The sequence below is a fragment of the Salmonella sp. GDC200615 genome, assembly GCF_050574145.1.
GTDB classification, from domain to species: domain Bacteria; phylum Pseudomonadota; class Gammaproteobacteria; order Enterobacterales; family Enterobacteriaceae; genus Salmonella; species Salmonella enterica.
Genome location: NZ_CP192247.1, coordinates 1,510,562 through 1,525,369, shown reverse-complemented (window position 1 = coordinate 1,525,369; position 14,808 = coordinate 1,510,562). Strand labels below are relative to the sequence as shown.

Sequence of the window (14,808 nt, the reverse complement as noted above, 5' to 3'; positions counted from 1 at the left end):
TAGATAAGATTAATGATGCGCAGCGCCGGATTGCGCCACCGGACAATTAACGCTCAGCGTGAAGATAATTAATGAGCCAATGATGGCGACTCCGGCCAGCGTCAGCAGGCCCGCCGCATCGCTGGCAAACAACGTTTCCGCTTTTACGCGCAGAATTGGGGCAATAAAACCGCCCACAGCGCCAAACAGATTAACGAAACCAATTCCTGCCGCCAGAGCCGTACCGGAAAGTAGCTGCGTCGGCATGGTCCAGAATACGGGCTTAACGGCAATAAATCCTACTGCTGCAACACAGAGCGCCAGAATAGCGAGCACCGGAGAAACCAGACCTGACAGGCCAATGCCAATACCCGCAGCCAGTAACGTCACTGCCGCAACGTTACGGCGATCGCCGGTACGGTCGGAGTAGCGAGGAATAAGCCATGTGCCAAGCAAAGCCGCCACCCAGGGAACCGCTGTTACCACCGAAGCGGTAAAGCCCACTTTAGTGCCCAATAGCGCGGCAACCTGGGTCGGCAGGAAAAAGATGAGTCCGTATACCGCCACCTGAATCGTCAGATAAATAATAGCCAGTTGCCAGACGCGTCCATTACGCAGCGCATCCGCAAGCCTTGACGTGACCTTTTTCTCTTCTTCGCTCGCCAGTTGCCTGATAAGCGCGTTCTTTTCTTCCAGGCTAAGAAAACGCGCCTGCTGCGGAGTGTCATCAAGCCAGAAAAAGGTGAATATCCCTGCGCCAATCGCCAGTAGGCCTTCGATAACGAACATCCAGAACCATCCCGGGTGCCCCATAAAACCATGCATCTCCAGCAGAGCGCCGGAGAGCGGCGAACCCAACGTTAACGCCAGCGGCGCGCCCATATAAAATAGCCCCATAATGCTGGCACGGTTACGCTGCGGGAACCATTGTGAAGTTAGATAGATCATGCCGGGGAAAAATCCAGCCTCCGCCGCGCCCAATAGCGTGCGGATTATCAGGAATTTTGCTTCACTATCCGCCCAGGCCATCGCAGCAGAGAGAAAGCCCCACAGCAGGGTAGTCGTGCCGATCCAGGTTCTTGCGCCAAATTTGCGCATCAGCAGGTTAGCAGGTACGCCAAGGAAAGCGTAAACCACAAAGAAAATACCGGCCCCTAGCGCGTAGGCTTCATTACTTAGCCCGGTATCTATCTGATAGGTCTCTTTGGCAAAACCAATATTTGAACGATCCAGAAACGCCAGTACATACAGTGCCAACATAAAAGGAATTAAACGTGCGCGGTTTTTCTTCACTACGCCGTCAAGTAAAGTGATGCTCATAGCAATATCCTCAACAGGATGAGGGCGTTGCCGTACAAAGGCAACGCACGAGTTATTAGTGGCTATAAGGGCGTTTCAAGTGACAGTCACGGTTAAGCTCGACGCCGAAGCCCGGCTTATCCAGCACTGATTTATGGATGCGTCCATTCACCGGCACCGGCTCATCCAGGAGAATCGGGTCAAATTGCGGACGCAGGGTGGAACAGTCCGGGCTGGTCATCAGGAACTCGCTGAAAGGGGTATTAGTGAAAGTAATAACTGCATGGTGCGAATAGACAGACGAACCGTGCGGCACCACCAGTTGCCCGCGCGATTTGGCAAGCGCGGCGATCTCAACCAGCGTGGTTAATCCGCCGCACCAACCAACATCCGGCTGCATAATATCAATGCCGGTTTCTGCCAGAGTGCGGAAGGATTGCAGCGTACCATGGTGTTCGCCGCTGGTAACCATCATCCCTGCAGGCGCGTTGCGTTTTAATTCGCGATAGCCTTCATACTGCTGCGGCGGCAGACACTCTTCAATCCATTTGAGATTAAATGGCGCACAGGCGTGAGCCAGTTTAGTCGCATAGTTCACATCCTGACTCATCCAGCAGTCGAGCATCAGCCAGAAATCCGGCCCGCACTTTTCACGCATATCCGCCACCATCGCGGCATCTTTACGGATCCCCGCATCACCATCGTGCGGCCCCCAGTGAGTCGGCATTTTACCGCCGATAAAGCCCATTTCTTTAGCCAGATCCGGGCGTGCGCCGGTGGCGTAAAACTGAATTTCATCGCGCACCGCTCCGCCCAGCAATTTATAAACCGGCAGCCCAACCACCTTGCCAAACAGATCCCACAGCGCCAGATCCACACAGGAAATCGTGTTCATCACCAGACCGCCGGAACCGGAGTAGTACATGGTCGCGCCGAGCATCTGATCGTGAATAAGTTTGATATCGCTTACGCATTTGCCTTCAATAAACCGGTTAAGATGTTTTTCTACGATAAAACAGCCCATCTCCCCTGCTGTCGAAACGGCGAACCCCGTCTGCCCATTTTCCGCCTCTACTTCGACAATCAGCGTCCCTAACACGTTGATTCCAAAAGACTGACGAGACTGCTCATAGTCGCGATATTTGCTCATGGGAGTGGCGATATGGTCATCAATCCAGTGATTTCCTCCCTGGTCGTGATAATCCCCGCCGCCAGCCCCTTTCTCTGCGGTAGCGCCCCCAATAAACCAGGCTCGAACGTGTTTAATTTTAGGAAGAGTCATAATATTCTCCATTTTAAGATGCGAGTGAGTCGAAGGGACTTTTCCATCCCAACAGGCGTGAAATATCTTTGGCACAGGCAATAGCTTTACCGGCCAAATAATCAAGATTCTCTTCGTTGATTTGCAGGCGCGTGCCGACCACTGAAATTGCCGCGGTCAGTTCGTTTCTGGCATTAAATACCGGTGCGGCAACGCAGCGGACATCCGGATAATCCTCCCCGTTATCAAAGCTCCATCCACGCTGGCGAATGCGTTCCAGCTCATCATTAAATTGTTGCGGCTCGGTGATGGTGGTCAGCGTGGCTCGCTCCCATACCAGTTGTTCAATAATGGCTTTGCGTACGGCGGCCGGCTGCCATGCCAGCAGGCATTTGCCGATGCCGGAACGATAAAGAGAGAGGCTTTTCCCCTCATGCGAGCGCACGCTGATAGTGGATGAGGATTCCACTTTCAGTATGTAATACGCATTTTCGTGGTCGATGATCCCCAAGTGACACAGCAGCCCGGTTTCATCCATCAGTTGTGTTAGACGAGGACGCGCCAGCTCCCGCAGATCCATCTTGCTGAGCGCATGACCCGACAATTCAACGAGCTTAGTCCACAGGCAGTAGTTATCCTGATGATCGAGGCTAATAAATCGCTGACGTTTTAATTCATTCAACAGCAGGTACGCGGTGCTTTTTGGAATACGCAGCGTTTCAATAATGATTGCCGCGCTGCATGGGCCAATACGCGCGATCAAATTGAGGATGTCGATTGCGCGAGTAAGAGCCGGGACTTTACTTGATTCCAACATATTGGACTCCAGTCTGAGACACTGGAATCAGTGTGAAAGGTCAGTAGGGAAAAAATTGTGAAGCGCGTCAAAGCTTATCCGCCTTCCAACGGAGTGGAAGGGTTAACCATATAAATGTGAATTAACGCACGTATTACTTTGTATTCAGTACAATTGGCTGGACAAAAAAGCAGATGATATTGCCGGATAATGGCATAGCGGCCTTATCCGGCTCACGATGTCGTTCCCATCGCAGATAAGAGAAAGGGATTATGATGTCAATGATTCAACCACGTCTATCCAGCCATGCTCGCTGGTAATGTCCTCGCCATTAAGCCAGCGGCGCAGCATATTTAGCGCCATCATCGCGCAGACCTCCTGACGTATTGCCAGGCTATACCGATTGGCGCTAAAACGCACGCGTAAGGCATACGTGCCATCCGGCGTCGCCAGCGCGAAATTAAGATGTTCGTTTTCCAGCCCCGACACGGCCAGCGCCAGACCGGCATAATGATTGCTGCGCCGTTCTGTCGTCCAGTGCGCCGTTTGCGCCAGCGTCTCTTCCTGAGAAGGAACGACTTCGCTGGCAAGAACAGGCGCCCCGGCGCGGGAAAGCTGTAGCGCCAGTAAGCCGCTGGTGTATTGCTCGCTCAACGTCAGACTCAACTGCCTTTCCTGCAGGCGGCGGGCTATTTGCGCCGGCAGGTTTTCCGTACCTTCAAAAATCAGGTTCTGCCCGGCAACCCGTTTGACCTCTGGCCATAACGCCAGCATCGCCTCCCGTTGCGTAGCCGGGCCGGTCAATTTCAGTTCAATGATCGGCATTGATGAGCGATACCCCATCGTCACCCCGGGCGGCAACGGCAGTGAATCGAGACGCTGCGCGAGGTCGCTTTCTGAACGTCCAAAAGTCGTTAACCGCAGGCAAAGCGGCGGCTCCGGCAGCGAAAAACGCGCGCGTAACCGCGGTAAGATTTCCTTCTCCACCATAACCTTAAATTCCGACGGTACGCCGGGGGTGAAAAACATCAGGCAGCGGTTGAGCTGGAGCGCAAATCCACAGGCAGTGCCGACCGGATTATTAATAAACTCCGCGCTGGCAGGCAGTTCCGCCTGTTTACGGTTGCTCGGCGCCATCACGCGGCCACGCTGCTGAAAGTAGCGTTCCATTTCGGTCAGCCACGCCTGGTGCAGTACTAATCCTTCGCCTTTTGCCGTTGCCGCGGCGAGCGCGCTTAAATCATCGCTGGTCGACCCTAACCCGCCATTAACAATCAAAACATCAGCATGTTGACTGCGTTCACGCAAGATAGCGACCAGACTGTCCAGATTATCGCCTACCGTATTTCGCCGTGATAACGGAACGCCCTGATGAAAGAAAAAATCAGCCAGCCAGGCGGCATTGGTGTCAACGATTTGTCCGTGCAACACCTCATCCCCGGTGGATAGCATTTCCACATTTAGCATTGTGTTCTCCTGCTCTTATGATGAAAACACTATAACGCAAAGAGGAATAGGACGTGGAAAGAAGAATGACGGGAAAAGGAGGAATATGGCGCGACGATTGCCGCGCCGTTAGCATCAAAAGCTGGCGTTTACGCCAACATAAGGGCCGTCAGCAATCGCATTATCGCGGTTGCCGTCTTTACCCGCCAGGTTCAGGTAACGATAACCGGCTTCAATGCTCAGCGGGCGCATAATGGTGAAACGCGCGCCTGCATTCGCTTCTTCATAACTGTCGATACCGCTGGACAGCGAATCTGGTGAATAATAATACTCGCCGAACAGACGGAAGCTGTTGCCGATTTTCCATTGTAGCCCACCGCCGACAGCCGCCGCATAGCCTTCATCGCTGTCTTTCGGATTGGTATAAATACCTTTACCGCCTACCGTCGCCAGCAGCGGTCCCACCGGAATGTTCAGCCCCAGACCCACGCCCGCAGCATCGCCATCATCATCGTTGTGCATCCAGTTGCCGCTTAGCGCCAGTCCCGTCGATTCCGTACCAAAACCCACGCCAATGTTGGTGTAATCTTCGCCCGCCTGGCTGCTAATACTGATGGCCTGCGCCGATGCAGAAACGAACAGCATTCCGGCAAAACCTAATAATATGCTTTTTTTCATTTTTACCCTTTCCAGCAAGCACATAAAGAAAAACTCCCCAAAACGGCAGAATTGTACTGCCAGACGCTGAGGAATCAATGCACTAAGAAACCATTCCAAAAACATATTGTAACGAAATACTACTTTCGCCATGCCGCATCATTGCGCCATCACATGGTGACGCCTGCATCAACAGGATTAACAAAAAACGCAGTCTGCGTTATCGCTTCCATTTTTCACAAAGAATTTCGCAGAATGATTTGTTAAGCTGATGACCTGGTGGTTTAAGGAAGCGACTTATGCGTCAACGAACTATAGTTTGCCCATTAATTCAAAATGATGGCTGTTATCTGCTGTGCAAAATGGCCGACAACCGCGGCGTCTTTCCCGGTCAGTGGGCGCTGTCGGGCGGCGGGGTCGAGCCAGGCGAACGCATTGAAGAGGCGCTGCGTCGGGAGATTCGGGAAGAACTCGGCGAACAACTGATTCTGAGCGATATTACGCCGTGGACCTTCCGCGACGATATCCGCGTTAAAACCTACGCTGATGGCAGACAAGAAGAGATTTATATGATTTATCTCATCTTCGACTGTGTTTCCGCTAATCGCGATATATGTATTAACGACGAATTTCAGGACTACGCCTGGGTCAAGCCAGAAGAACTGGCGCTGTATGATTTGAATGTAGCGACACGCCACACATTAGCATTGAAAGGGTTATTATAATGACGACAGCCGCTTCAGGCTGTCTTTACGCTTTTAACATGCGGCTAGCCGGGAACAAATTCACCATCTAAAAAGAGTTTTCCGTTTTCCGCATGCATAACGAGCGCATTAAGATAGTCCGGATCAAACTTTACGCCGCGCTTATTTTTTGCAATATACGTCAAACAATGATTATGGGTAAAAATGACTATATTTTTATTCTGCGACTTTTTCAGTAACGTATTGATTGAAGCATAAATACCGCTGCCGCAATCCATCATTTTTTTATCCACCGTAAGCGACCTGCCCGCAGAAAACCAGGTTGCCGACTGGATGGTGCGCACCGTATTACTGGAATAGAGATTGTAATTTTGTATATCGGCACTGAAGGCTTTACCCAGCGCTCTGGCATCTTGCGCACCCTTGACCGTAATCCCCGTGCTGTCTGACAGGCAGGTATTATCGGAACGATCGCACCGCTCGGCATGGCGGAATAACACGACTACCGGATGCTGCTTCGCCAGCGCCGCCAGCGCTTTACCGTTAATCTGCGGTAGACCGTTACCACTCCAGGCATGTTGTGAGGTCAACCCGGCGATAATAACCAACGCCCCCGCCAGAATCGCGAAATAGCGTTTGTTTTTAATAAAGCGTAGGGTAAATGCCAGCACATTAACCTCTCAGGCAGACAGTGCAGCTAACTTAATAGCAATACAATTAAAATGAAATTCCGCGACGGAAGACCAGGCCAGAAGCATAAAAACAGCTTTTGGGCATGCATAAAATGCCTTAAACTTTCGGCGAAAGCAAAGCATAATTCCGTTAAAAATTATCTTTTTACTTCACCTTAATTTCTTAATGTTAATTTAATCTTCATCCAGTAGGGTTCAGCTAAATGCGTTAAAAAATAAGCCCTTTTCTATTGCCGAAATATTTGAAAAGCGGCTTTCAATGGCTGAAGGAAAAATGATGTCGGACTTTTTGCCTTTCTCCCGTCCGGCGATGGGCGCGGAAGAGCTCGCTGCCGTTAAGACCGTACTGGACTCAGGTTGGATAACAACCGGCCCGAAAAATCAGGAACTGGAAGCGGCGTTTTGTCGGCTAACTGGCAATCAATATGCCGTTGCCGTCAGTTCAGCCACTGCCGGTATGCACATCGCGTTGATGGCGCTGGGCATTGGTGAAGGCGACGAGGTCATTACACCGTCAATGACGTGGGTTTCTACGCTAAATATGATCGTTTTACTCGGCGCGACCCCCGTCATGGTCGATGTCGATCGCGATACGCTGATGGTCACGCCTGAACATATCGAAGCCGCGATTACGCCACAAACCAAAGCAATTATCCCCGTCCACTACGCTGGCGCGCCCGCCGATCTGGACGCTATTTACGCTCTTGGCGAGCGTTATGGCATCCCGGTGATTGAAGACGCGGCGCACGCGACAGGAACCAGCTACAAAGGTCGCCACATTGGCGCCCGGGGCACCGCGATTTTCTCCTTCCACGCCATTAAGAACATCACCTGCGCTGAAGGCGGTATCGTCGTCACGGATAACCCGCAATTCGCCGATAAACTGCGCAGTCTCAAGTTTCACGGGCTTGGCGTTGATGCCTGGGATCGACAGAGCGGAGGACGCGCGCCACAAGCGGAAGTCCTGGCGCCGGGCTACAAATATAATTTGCCCGACCTCAACGCCGCTATCGCGCTTGCTCAGTTACAGAAACTGGATGCGCTTAACGCTCGCCGCGCCGCCATCGCAGCGCAGTACCACCAGGCAATGGCAGACCTGCCTTTTCAGCCTCTGAGCCTTCCGTCGTGGGAACATATTCACGCCTGGCATTTATTCATTATCCGGGTCGATGAAGCCCGTTGCAGTATTACCCGGGATGCTCTGATGGCATCGCTGAAAACGAAAGGCATCGGCACAGGGCTGCATTTCCGCGCCGCGCATACGCAAAAATATTATCGCGAACGTTTCCCAACGCTCACGCTGCCTGACACCGAGTGGAACAGCGAGCGGATCTGCTCACTGCCGCTCTTCCCGGACATGACCGAGAGTGACTTTGATCGGGTCATTACCGCCCTTCATCAGATAGCAGGACAATAAGCATGTTTGACGCCGCCCCCATAAAAAAAGTCTCGGTGGTTATTCCTGTCTATAACGAACAGGAAAGCCTGCCGGAATTGATAAGACGCACCACCGCCGCCTGCGAGAGTCTGGGCAAAGCGTGGGAGATTTTATTGATAGATGATGGTAGCAGCGATAGCTCGGCGGAGCTGATGGTTAAGGCGTCCCAGGAAGCCGATAGCCATATCATCTCTATTTTACTCAACCGTAACTACGGTCAACATGCAGCGATCATGGCGGGGTTTAGCCATGTAAGCGGCGATCTCATCATTACGCTGGATGCCGATCTGCAAAACCCGCCGGAAGAGATCCCGCGCCTGGTGGCGAAAGCCGATGAAGGGTTCGATGTGGTAGGCACCGTGCGCCAGAACCGACAGGACAGCCTGTTTCGCAAATCGGCGTCAAAAATCATTAATCTACTGATCCAGCGCACAACGGGCAAAGCGATGGGCGATTACGGCTGCATGTTACGTGCCTATCGCCGCCCTATTATCGATACTATGTTGCGCTGCCATGAACGCAGCACCTTTATCCCTATTCTGGCCAACATTTTCGCTCGTCGGGCTACCGAGATCCCGGTGCATCACGCTGAACGTGAATTTGGCGACTCTAAATACAGTTTTATGCGTCTCATTAACCTGATGTATGACCTGGTGACCTGCCTGACGACGACGCCGCTGCGCCTGTTGAGTCTGCTGGGCAGCGTTATCGCCATCGGCGGGTTTAGCCTGTCGGTATTGCTTATTGTACTTCGCCTGGCGCTGGGGCCGCAGTGGGCGGCGGAAGGCGTATTTATGCTCTTTGCCGTTCTGTTTACCTTCATCGGCGCGCAATTCATCGGTATGGGACTGCTGGGCGAATACATCGGTCGCATTTATAACGATGTCCGCGCCCGCCCCCGCTATTTTGTTCAACAAGTTATCTACCCGGAAAGCACGCCGTTTACTGAGGAAAGCCACCAATGAAAGCCGTTATTTTTGCCTATCACGATATGGGATGTCAGGGGGTGCAGGCCGTACTGGATGCCGGGTATGAGATTGCCGCGATTTTCACTCATGCCGACAATCCTGCGGAAAACACCTTTTTTGGCTCCGTCTCCCGGCTGGCGGCAGAATTAGGGATTCCGGTTTATGCACCGGATAACGTAAACCATCCTATCTGGGTCGACCGCATCGCTGAGCTTGCGCCGGATATTATTTTTTCGTTCTATTACCGCAACCTGTTAAGCGAAGAAATTCTGCACCTCGCCCCGGCTGGCGCGTTCAATCTGCACGGTTCTCTATTGCCTGCCTATCGTGGCCGTGCGCCGCTAAACTGGGTTCTGGTTAACGGCGAAAGCGAAACGGGCGTAACGCTGCATCGTATGGTTAAACGTGCCGACGCCGGAGAGATTGTCGCCAGTCAACGCGTTGCTATTGCGCAGGACGATGTTGCGCTTACCCTGCATCATAAGCTATGTCAGGCCGCGCGCCAGTTGCTTAATAGCATCCTGCCCACCATGAAATGCGGCGATATACCTTCTGTTCCCCAGCGTGAGTCTGACGCTACATATTATGGTCGCCGCAGGCCGGAAGATGGCCTTATCGACTGGCACAAACCGGTTTCCACGGTGCATAACCTGGTGCGGGCGGTAGCCGCCCCCTGGCCCGGCGCGTTCAGCTATAACGGCTCGCAAAAATTCACTATCTGGTCTTCCCGAATTTGTCCGGATGCGCAGGGCGCGCTTCCCGGCTCGGTAATTTCGGTCTCTCCGCTGCGGGTCGCCTGCGCTGATGGCGCGCTGGAGATTATTACCGGCCAGGCCGGAGACGGCATTACTGTACAGGGCTCGCAGCTTGCACAGACGCTTGGTCTGGTGGCGGGCGCGCGTTTGAACCGTCCACCAGCGACCAGCGGTAAACGTCGCATTCGCGTTCTCATCCTCGGCGTCAACGGTTTTATCGGCAATCATTTGACCGAACGGTTACTGAATGAAGAGAATTACGAGGTCTACGGTATGGATATCGGCAGCAACGCCATTAGCCGATTCCTGCTCCACCCTCGATTTCATTTCGTGGAGGGAGATATCAGCATCCACTCAGAATGGATCGAATATCATGTCAAAAAATGCGATGTCGTACTGCCGCTGGTAGCAATTGCAACCCCGATTGAATACACCCGCAACCCGCTGCGCGTCTTTGAACTTGATTTTGAAGAAAACCTGCGGATTATCCGTTATTGCGTGAAATACCGTAAACGCGTGGTTTTCCCGTCTACCTCTGAAGTGTACGGCATGTGTACGGACGCCTCTTTTGACGAGGACAAATCGAATCTGATCGTCGGGCCGGTGAATAAGCCACGCTGGATTTACTCCGTTTCCAAACAGCTTCTCGACCGGGTGATTTGGGCTTATGGCGAAAAAGAGGGATTGCGCTTCACGCTTTTCCGTCCCTTTAACTGGATGGGGCCGCGGCTGGATAGCCTGAACGCGGCGCGTATCGGCAGTTCACGCGCGATAACGCAGTTGATTCTGAACCTGGTAGAAGGGACGCCGATAAAGCTTATCGACGGCGGTCAGCAGAAACGCTGTTTCACCGATATTCGCGATGGGATCGAAGCATTATTCCGCATTATTGTGAATGATGGCGATCGGTGCGATGGCAAAATCATTAATATCGGCAACCCTGACAACGAAGCCAGTATTCAGGAACTGGCGACGCTGTTGCTCGACAGTTTTGATAAGCATCCGCTGCGCTGCCATTTCCCACCGTTTGCCGGTTTCCAGGTCGTCGAAAGCCGTAGTTATTACGGCAAGGGTTATCAGGATGTCGCACACCGGAAACCCAGTATCGACAATGCCAGGCGCTGTCTGGGCTGGGAACCGTCTATTGCGATGCGTGATACGGTTGAAGAAACGCTGGACTTCTTCCTGCGCAGCGTAGATGTCGCGGAACGCGCATCATGACGAAAGTCGGTTTACGCATTGATGTTGATACCTTGCGAGGAACGCGTGAAGGTGTTCCCCGGCTGCTGGCGACATTGCATCGCCACGGCGTTCAGGCCAGCTTTTTCTTCAGCGTCGGGCCGGACAATATGGGACGTCATCTTTGGCGTCTGATAAGGCCGCGATTTTTATGGAAAATGCTACGTTCAAACGCTGCTTCGCTCTACGGCTGGGATATCCTGCTGGCCGGTACCGCCTGGCCGGGAAAAAATATCGGCAACGCCAATGCCGGGATTATTCGTGAAACGGCAACATACCATGAGACGGGACTACATGCCTGGGATCACCATGCGTGGCAGACTCACAGCGGCCACTGGAGTATCCGCCAGCTTGAAGAAGATATCGCGCGCGGCATAACGGCGCTTGAGGCCATTATCGGAAAACCCGTCACCTGCTCAGCCGCGGCCGGCTGGCGAGCGGATGGGCGCGTTGTTCGTGCGAAAGAGCCGTTCAACCTGCGGTATAACAGCGATTGCCGTGGAACCACCTTATTCCGTCCGCTACTGATGCCGGGCCAGACCGGGACGCCACAAATCCCGGTCACCTTACCCACGTGGGATGAGGTTATCGGCCCCGCCGTTCAGGCGCAGTCGTTCAATACCTGGATTATCTCCCGTATGTTGCAGGACAAAGGCACGCCGGTATATACCATCCATGCGGAAGTCGAAGGTATTGTCCATCAGCCGCTGTTTGAAGATTTGCTCGTTCGTGCACGTGACGCGGGGATCACCTTTTGTCCTCTGGGCGAACTGCTGCCGACATCGCCTGAGTCTCTGCCGTTGGGGCAAATTGTACGTGGGCACATCCCTGGCCGTGAAGGTTGGCTGGGGTGCCAACAGGCAGCGAGCGCCTCATGATGAAATCGATACGCTATTATCTGGCTTTCGCCGCATTTATCGCGCTCTACTATGTTATTCCTGTCAATAGCCGCCTGCTCTGGCAGCCGGATGAAACGCGCTATGCCGAAATAAGTCGGGAGATGCTGGCGTCTGGCGACTGGATCGTGCCGCATTTTCTGGGATTACGTTATTTTGAAAAACCGATAGCCGGTTACTGGATAAACAGTCTGGGTCAGTGGCTTTTTGGCGCTACCAATTTTGGCGTGCGGGCTGGCGCTATTTTAACGACATTGCTGGCCGCAGCGCTGGTGGCGTGGCTGACGTTCCGCTTATGGCGGGATAAACGTACCGCGTTGCTCGCCTCCGTTATCTTTCTCTCCCTCTTTGCCGTTTACAGTATCGGGACGTATGCGGTACTCGACCCGATGATCGCGCTTTGGCTTACGGCCGGGATGTGTTGTTTCTGGCAGGGGATGCAGGCCACGACCCGAACGGGCAAGATTGGGATGTTTTTGCTACTGGGCGCAACCTGCGGTCTGGGTGTATTAACTAAAGGGTTCCTCGCCCTGGCCGTACCGGTGGTGAGCGTGCTGCCGTGGGTTATTGTTCAGAAACGCTGGAAGGACTTTTTGCTATACGGCTGGCTGGCGGTCTTGAGCTGCTTTGTGGTTGTCCTTCCCTGGGCGATCGCCATTGCGCGACGCGAAGCCGATTTCTGGCATTACTTTTTCTGGGTGGAGCATATCCAGCGATTCGCCATGAGCGATGCCCAGCATAAAGCCCCTTTCTGGTACTATCTGCCGGTACTGCTCGCGGGAAGTTTACCGTGGCTGGGGTTACTGCCTGGCGCGCTTAAACTGGGCTGGCGCGAGCGAAACGGCGCATTCTATTTGCTCGGATGGACGATCATGCCGCTTCTCTTTTTCAGCATTGCGAAAGGGAAACTGCCCACCTATGTTCTTTCCTGTTTCGCACCGATAGCGATACTCATGGCGCGCTTCGTCCTGCATAACGTAAAAGAAGGCGTCGCCGCGCTACGTGTCAACGGCGGGATCAACCTGGTGTTCGGGATAATCGGGATCGTCGCGGCGTTTGTCGTCTCCTCATGGGGCCCGCTGAAATCGCCGGTGTGGACGCATATCGAAACCTATAAAGTGTTTTGCGTCTGGGGCGTCTTTACTGTTTGGGCGTTTGTGGGCTGGTATAGCCTCTGTCATAGCCAACAATACCTATTACCCGCGTTTTGTCCGCTGGGACTGGCGCTGCTGTTCGGCTTTTCCATCCCCGACAGGGTGATGGAGTCCAAACAGCCACAGTTTTTTGTCGAAATGACCCAGGCGCCTTTGGCATCAAGCCGCTATATTCTTGCCGACAACGTCGGCGTCGCCGCCGGTCTGGCCTGGAGTCTGAAACGAGACGATATTATGCTCTACGGACACGCGGGCGAACTCAGGTATGGTCTTAGCTATCCTGATGTGCAGGATAAATTCGTTAAAGCCGACGATTTTAACGCCTGGCTCAACCAGCATCGTCAGGAGGGCATTATTACGCTAGTACTTTCAATAGCCAAAGACGAAGACATCAGCGCTCTTTCCCTTCCCCCTGCGGACAATGTTGATTATCAGGGGCGTCTGGTGTTAATTCAGTATCGGCCTAAATGATCGGCGTCATTCTGGTGCTTGCCAGTCTGCTCAGCGTTGGCGGTCAGCTCTGCCAGAAGCAAGCGACACGGCCATTGACGGTGGGCGGACGCCGCCGTCACTTGATGCTGTGGCTGGGCCTGGCGCTGATATGCATGGGTGCAGCGATGGTGCTGTGGCTGCTGGTGCTACAAACCCTGCCGGTGGGAATTGCTTACCCGATGTTGAGTCTGAATTTTGTCTGGGTCACGCTGGCGGCCTGGAAAATCTGGCATGAACAGGTTCCGCCCCGCCACTGGTTTGGCGTCGCATTAATTATCAGCGGCATTATCATTCTGGGGAGTGCGGCATAATGGGCGTAATGTGGGGACTGATAAGCGTTGCGATTGCCTCCCTCGCCCAGTTGAGTTTAGGATTCGCCATGATGCGACTGCCATCGATAGCGCATCCACTGGCGTTTATTTCCGGGCTGGGCGCTCTTAATGCCGCGACCCTGGCGCTATTCGCCGGTTTGGCGGGGTATCTGGTTTCCGTCTTCTGCTGGCATAAAACATTACACACGCTCGCGCTCAGCAAAGCCTATGCGCTGCTGAGTCTCAGCTATGTGCTTGTCTGGGTAGCCTCAATGTTGTTACCCGGTTTGCAAGGCGCTTTCAGCCTAAAAGCGATGCTCGGCGTATTGTGCATTATGGCGGGGGTAATGCTGATTTTTCTGCCCGCCAGATCATGATGGCTTGCGCGTCAACCGCTGCCATTCGTCGCAGGAATAACAGCGTGCATCAACGATTTTTAAGGTCTGGTGTTTTTCCCGATTAATACAATACTGCGCATCCTGTAAAGGCGACAGGATATCGCCGGGACTCAGTAATATCATGGAATTCGCCTCGGCGATCATTTTTAGCGAACCGCCGCTATCGCACAGCACCAGAACATGGCACGCCCTCTTTTTGACATAATGCGATTTCTTAACCAACCATTCCATAGCGCCCCCGTTTCACGCTGATTGTTCACAACACGTTACACATCAACGGATAAACAAAACGGCAATAGCGATGGAATGGTTGTATATTAACC

15 protein-coding genes are annotated in these 14,808 nt (G+C 53.2%); 8 read left to right on the top strand and 7 right to left on the bottom strand.

All coding sequences use genetic code 11. The features are described 5' to 3' along the window. Positions 1-9: 9 nt before the first annotated feature. The 5 genes from ACQ29O_RS07080 to ACQ29O_RS07060 all read right to left on the bottom strand — a co-directional run bounded on the left by ACQ29O_RS07080 (position 10) and on the right by ACQ29O_RS07060 (position 5,459). On the bottom strand, positions 10-1,299 hold the full coding sequence (locus ACQ29O_RS07080; protein WP_020936886.1) for an MFS transporter: 1,290 nt from the start codon (positions 1,297-1,299) through the stop codon (positions 10-12). 55 nt (positions 1,300-1,354) lie between these two features. Then, the gene (rhmD, locus tag ACQ29O_RS07075; protein WP_001530644.1) at positions 1,355-2,560 is read right to left on the bottom strand and encodes an L-rhamnonate dehydratase; all 1,206 of its coding nucleotides are present in this window, start codon (positions 2,558-2,560) and stop codon (positions 1,355-1,357) included. A 13-nt stretch (positions 2,561-2,573) separates the two neighbouring features. Then, entirely contained in the window at positions 2,574-3,356 is a 783-nt protein-coding gene (locus ACQ29O_RS07070) for an IclR family transcriptional regulator (RefSeq protein WP_253336170.1), read from the bottom strand. 249 nt (positions 3,357-3,605) lie between these two features. Further along, the gene (locus tag ACQ29O_RS07065) at positions 3,606-4,802 is read right to left on the bottom strand and encodes a nicotinamide mononucleotide deamidase-related protein YfaY (RefSeq protein WP_000935693.1); all 1,197 of its coding nucleotides are present in this window, start codon (positions 4,800-4,802) and stop codon (positions 3,606-3,608) included. A gap of 114 nt (positions 4,803-4,916) precedes the next feature. Further along, the gene (locus ACQ29O_RS07060) at positions 4,917-5,459 is read right to left on the bottom strand and encodes a YfaZ family protein (protein WP_001747112.1); all 543 of its coding nucleotides are present in this window, start codon (positions 5,457-5,459) and stop codon (positions 4,917-4,919) included. A 278-nt stretch (positions 5,460-5,737) separates the two neighbouring features. Here ACQ29O_RS07060 and nudI point away from each other — a divergent pair, with 278 nt between their 5' ends. Further along, positions 5,738-6,163 carry a nucleoside triphosphatase NudI gene (gene nudI / locus ACQ29O_RS07055; protein WP_001249902.1) on the top strand — a complete coding sequence of 142 codons (426 nt, stop codon included), beginning with the start codon at positions 5,738-5,740 and terminating at the stop codon, positions 6,161-6,163. A gap of 44 nt (positions 6,164-6,207) precedes the next feature. Here the strand turns inward: nudI and pmrG are convergent, their stop codons facing one another. Next, complete coding sequence (gene pmrG / locus ACQ29O_RS07050) at positions 6,208-6,813, bottom strand: lipopolysaccharide core heptose(II)-phosphate phosphatase PmrG (RefSeq protein WP_000879248.1); 606 nt, start codon at positions 6,811-6,813, stop codon at positions 6,208-6,210. Between the two features lie 298 nt (positions 6,814-7,111). Between pmrG and arnB the strand changes: the two genes are divergently transcribed. Genes arnB through arnF form a run of 7 tightly spaced genes read left to right on the top strand, consistent with a single transcriptional unit; the run spans position 7,112 to position 14,464 of the window. Further along, positions 7,112-8,251 (top strand): UDP-4-amino-4-deoxy-L-arabinose aminotransferase, encoded by a 1,140-nt coding sequence (gene arnB, locus ACQ29O_RS07045; protein ID WP_001279293.1) that lies wholly within the window; start codon positions 7,112-7,114, stop codon positions 8,249-8,251. 2 nt (positions 8,252-8,253) lie between these two features. Then, positions 8,254-9,237 carry an undecaprenyl-phosphate 4-deoxy-4-formamido-L-arabinose transferase gene (gene arnC / locus ACQ29O_RS07040; protein ID WP_000458887.1) on the top strand — a complete coding sequence of 328 codons (984 nt, stop codon included), beginning with the start codon at positions 8,254-8,256 and terminating at the stop codon, positions 9,235-9,237. Further along, positions 9,234-11,216 carry a bifunctional UDP-4-amino-4-deoxy-L-arabinose formyltransferase/UDP-glucuronic acid oxidase ArnA gene (arnA, locus tag ACQ29O_RS07035; protein ID WP_000648764.1) on the top strand — a complete coding sequence of 661 codons (1,983 nt, stop codon included), beginning with the start codon at positions 9,234-9,236 and terminating at the stop codon, positions 11,214-11,216. The genes arnC and arnA overlap by 4 nt, the downstream gene beginning before the upstream one ends. Then, complete coding sequence (gene arnD / locus ACQ29O_RS07030) at positions 11,213-12,112, top strand: 4-deoxy-4-formamido-L-arabinose-phosphoundecaprenol deformylase (RefSeq protein WP_000169766.1); 900 nt, start codon at positions 11,213-11,215, stop codon at positions 12,110-12,112. The genes arnA and arnD overlap by 4 nt, the downstream gene beginning before the upstream one ends. Beyond that, the gene (gene arnT, locus ACQ29O_RS07025; protein WP_000978052.1) at positions 12,109-13,755 is read left to right on the top strand and encodes a lipid IV(A) 4-amino-4-deoxy-L-arabinosyltransferase; all 1,647 of its coding nucleotides are present in this window, start codon (positions 12,109-12,111) and stop codon (positions 13,753-13,755) included. The genes arnD and arnT overlap by 4 nt, the downstream gene beginning before the upstream one ends. Next, on the top strand, positions 13,752-14,087 hold the full coding sequence (gene arnE / locus ACQ29O_RS07020; RefSeq protein ID WP_000580579.1) for a 4-amino-4-deoxy-L-arabinose-phosphoundecaprenol flippase subunit ArnE: 336 nt from the start codon (positions 13,752-13,754) through the stop codon (positions 14,085-14,087). Before arnT ends, arnE begins: the two co-directional genes overlap by 4 nt. Next, a complete protein-coding gene (gene arnF, locus ACQ29O_RS07015; protein WP_000538696.1) occupies positions 14,087-14,464 on the top strand; it encodes a 4-amino-4-deoxy-L-arabinose-phosphoundecaprenol flippase subunit ArnF in 378 nt (125 codons plus the stop codon). The genes arnE and arnF overlap by 1 nt, the downstream gene beginning before the upstream one ends. On the opposite strand, the gene pmrD is transcribed toward arnF, so the two are convergent. Next, positions 14,459-14,716, bottom strand: a complete 258-nt coding sequence (pmrD, locus tag ACQ29O_RS07010; protein WP_000455132.1) for a signal transduction protein PmrD — start codon at positions 14,714-14,716, stop codon at positions 14,459-14,461. The two genes, arnF and pmrD, sit on opposite strands and share 6 nt — an antisense overlap. Positions 14,717-14,808: the final 92 nt, after the last annotated feature.

Bases quoted from the DNA above. Each gene is read 5' to 3' on its own strand.
- ACQ29O_RS07080 (WP_020936886.1), bottom strand. From the start codon at position 1,299: ATGAGCATCACTTTACTTGACGGCGTAGTGAAGAAAAACCGCGCACGT.
- rhmD (WP_001530644.1), bottom strand. From the start codon at position 2,560: ATGACTCTTCCTAAAATTAAACACGTTCGAGCCTGGTTTATTGGGGGC.
- ACQ29O_RS07070 (WP_253336170.1), bottom strand. From the start codon at position 3,356: ATGTTGGAATCAAGTAAAGTCCCGGCTCTTACTCGCGCAATCGACATC.
- ACQ29O_RS07065 (WP_000935693.1), bottom strand. From the start codon at position 4,802: ATGCTAAATGTGGAAATGCTATCCACCGGGGATGAGGTGTTGCACGGA.
- ACQ29O_RS07060 (WP_001747112.1), bottom strand. From the start codon at position 5,459: ATGAAAAAAAGCATATTATTAGGTTTTGCCGGAATGCTGTTCGTTTCT.
- nudI (WP_001249902.1), top strand. From the start codon at position 5,738: ATGCGTCAACGAACTATAGTTTGCCCATTAATTCAAAATGATGGCTGT.
- arnB (WP_001279293.1), top strand. From the start codon at position 7,112: ATGTCGGACTTTTTGCCTTTCTCCCGTCCGGCGATGGGCGCGGAAGAG.
- arnC (WP_000458887.1), top strand. From the start codon at position 8,254: ATGTTTGACGCCGCCCCCATAAAAAAAGTCTCGGTGGTTATTCCTGTC.
- arnA (WP_000648764.1), top strand. From the start codon at position 9,234: ATGAAAGCCGTTATTTTTGCCTATCACGATATGGGATGTCAGGGGGTG.
- arnD (WP_000169766.1), top strand. From the start codon at position 11,213: ATGACGAAAGTCGGTTTACGCATTGATGTTGATACCTTGCGAGGAACG.
- arnT (WP_000978052.1), top strand. From the start codon at position 12,109: ATGATGAAATCGATACGCTATTATCTGGCTTTCGCCGCATTTATCGCG.
- arnE (WP_000580579.1), top strand. From the start codon at position 13,752: ATGATCGGCGTCATTCTGGTGCTTGCCAGTCTGCTCAGCGTTGGCGGT.
- arnF (WP_000538696.1), top strand. From the start codon at position 14,087: ATGGGCGTAATGTGGGGACTGATAAGCGTTGCGATTGCCTCCCTCGCC.
- pmrD (WP_000455132.1), bottom strand. From the start codon at position 14,716: ATGGAATGGTTGGTTAAGAAATCGCATTATGTCAAAAAGAGGGCGTGC.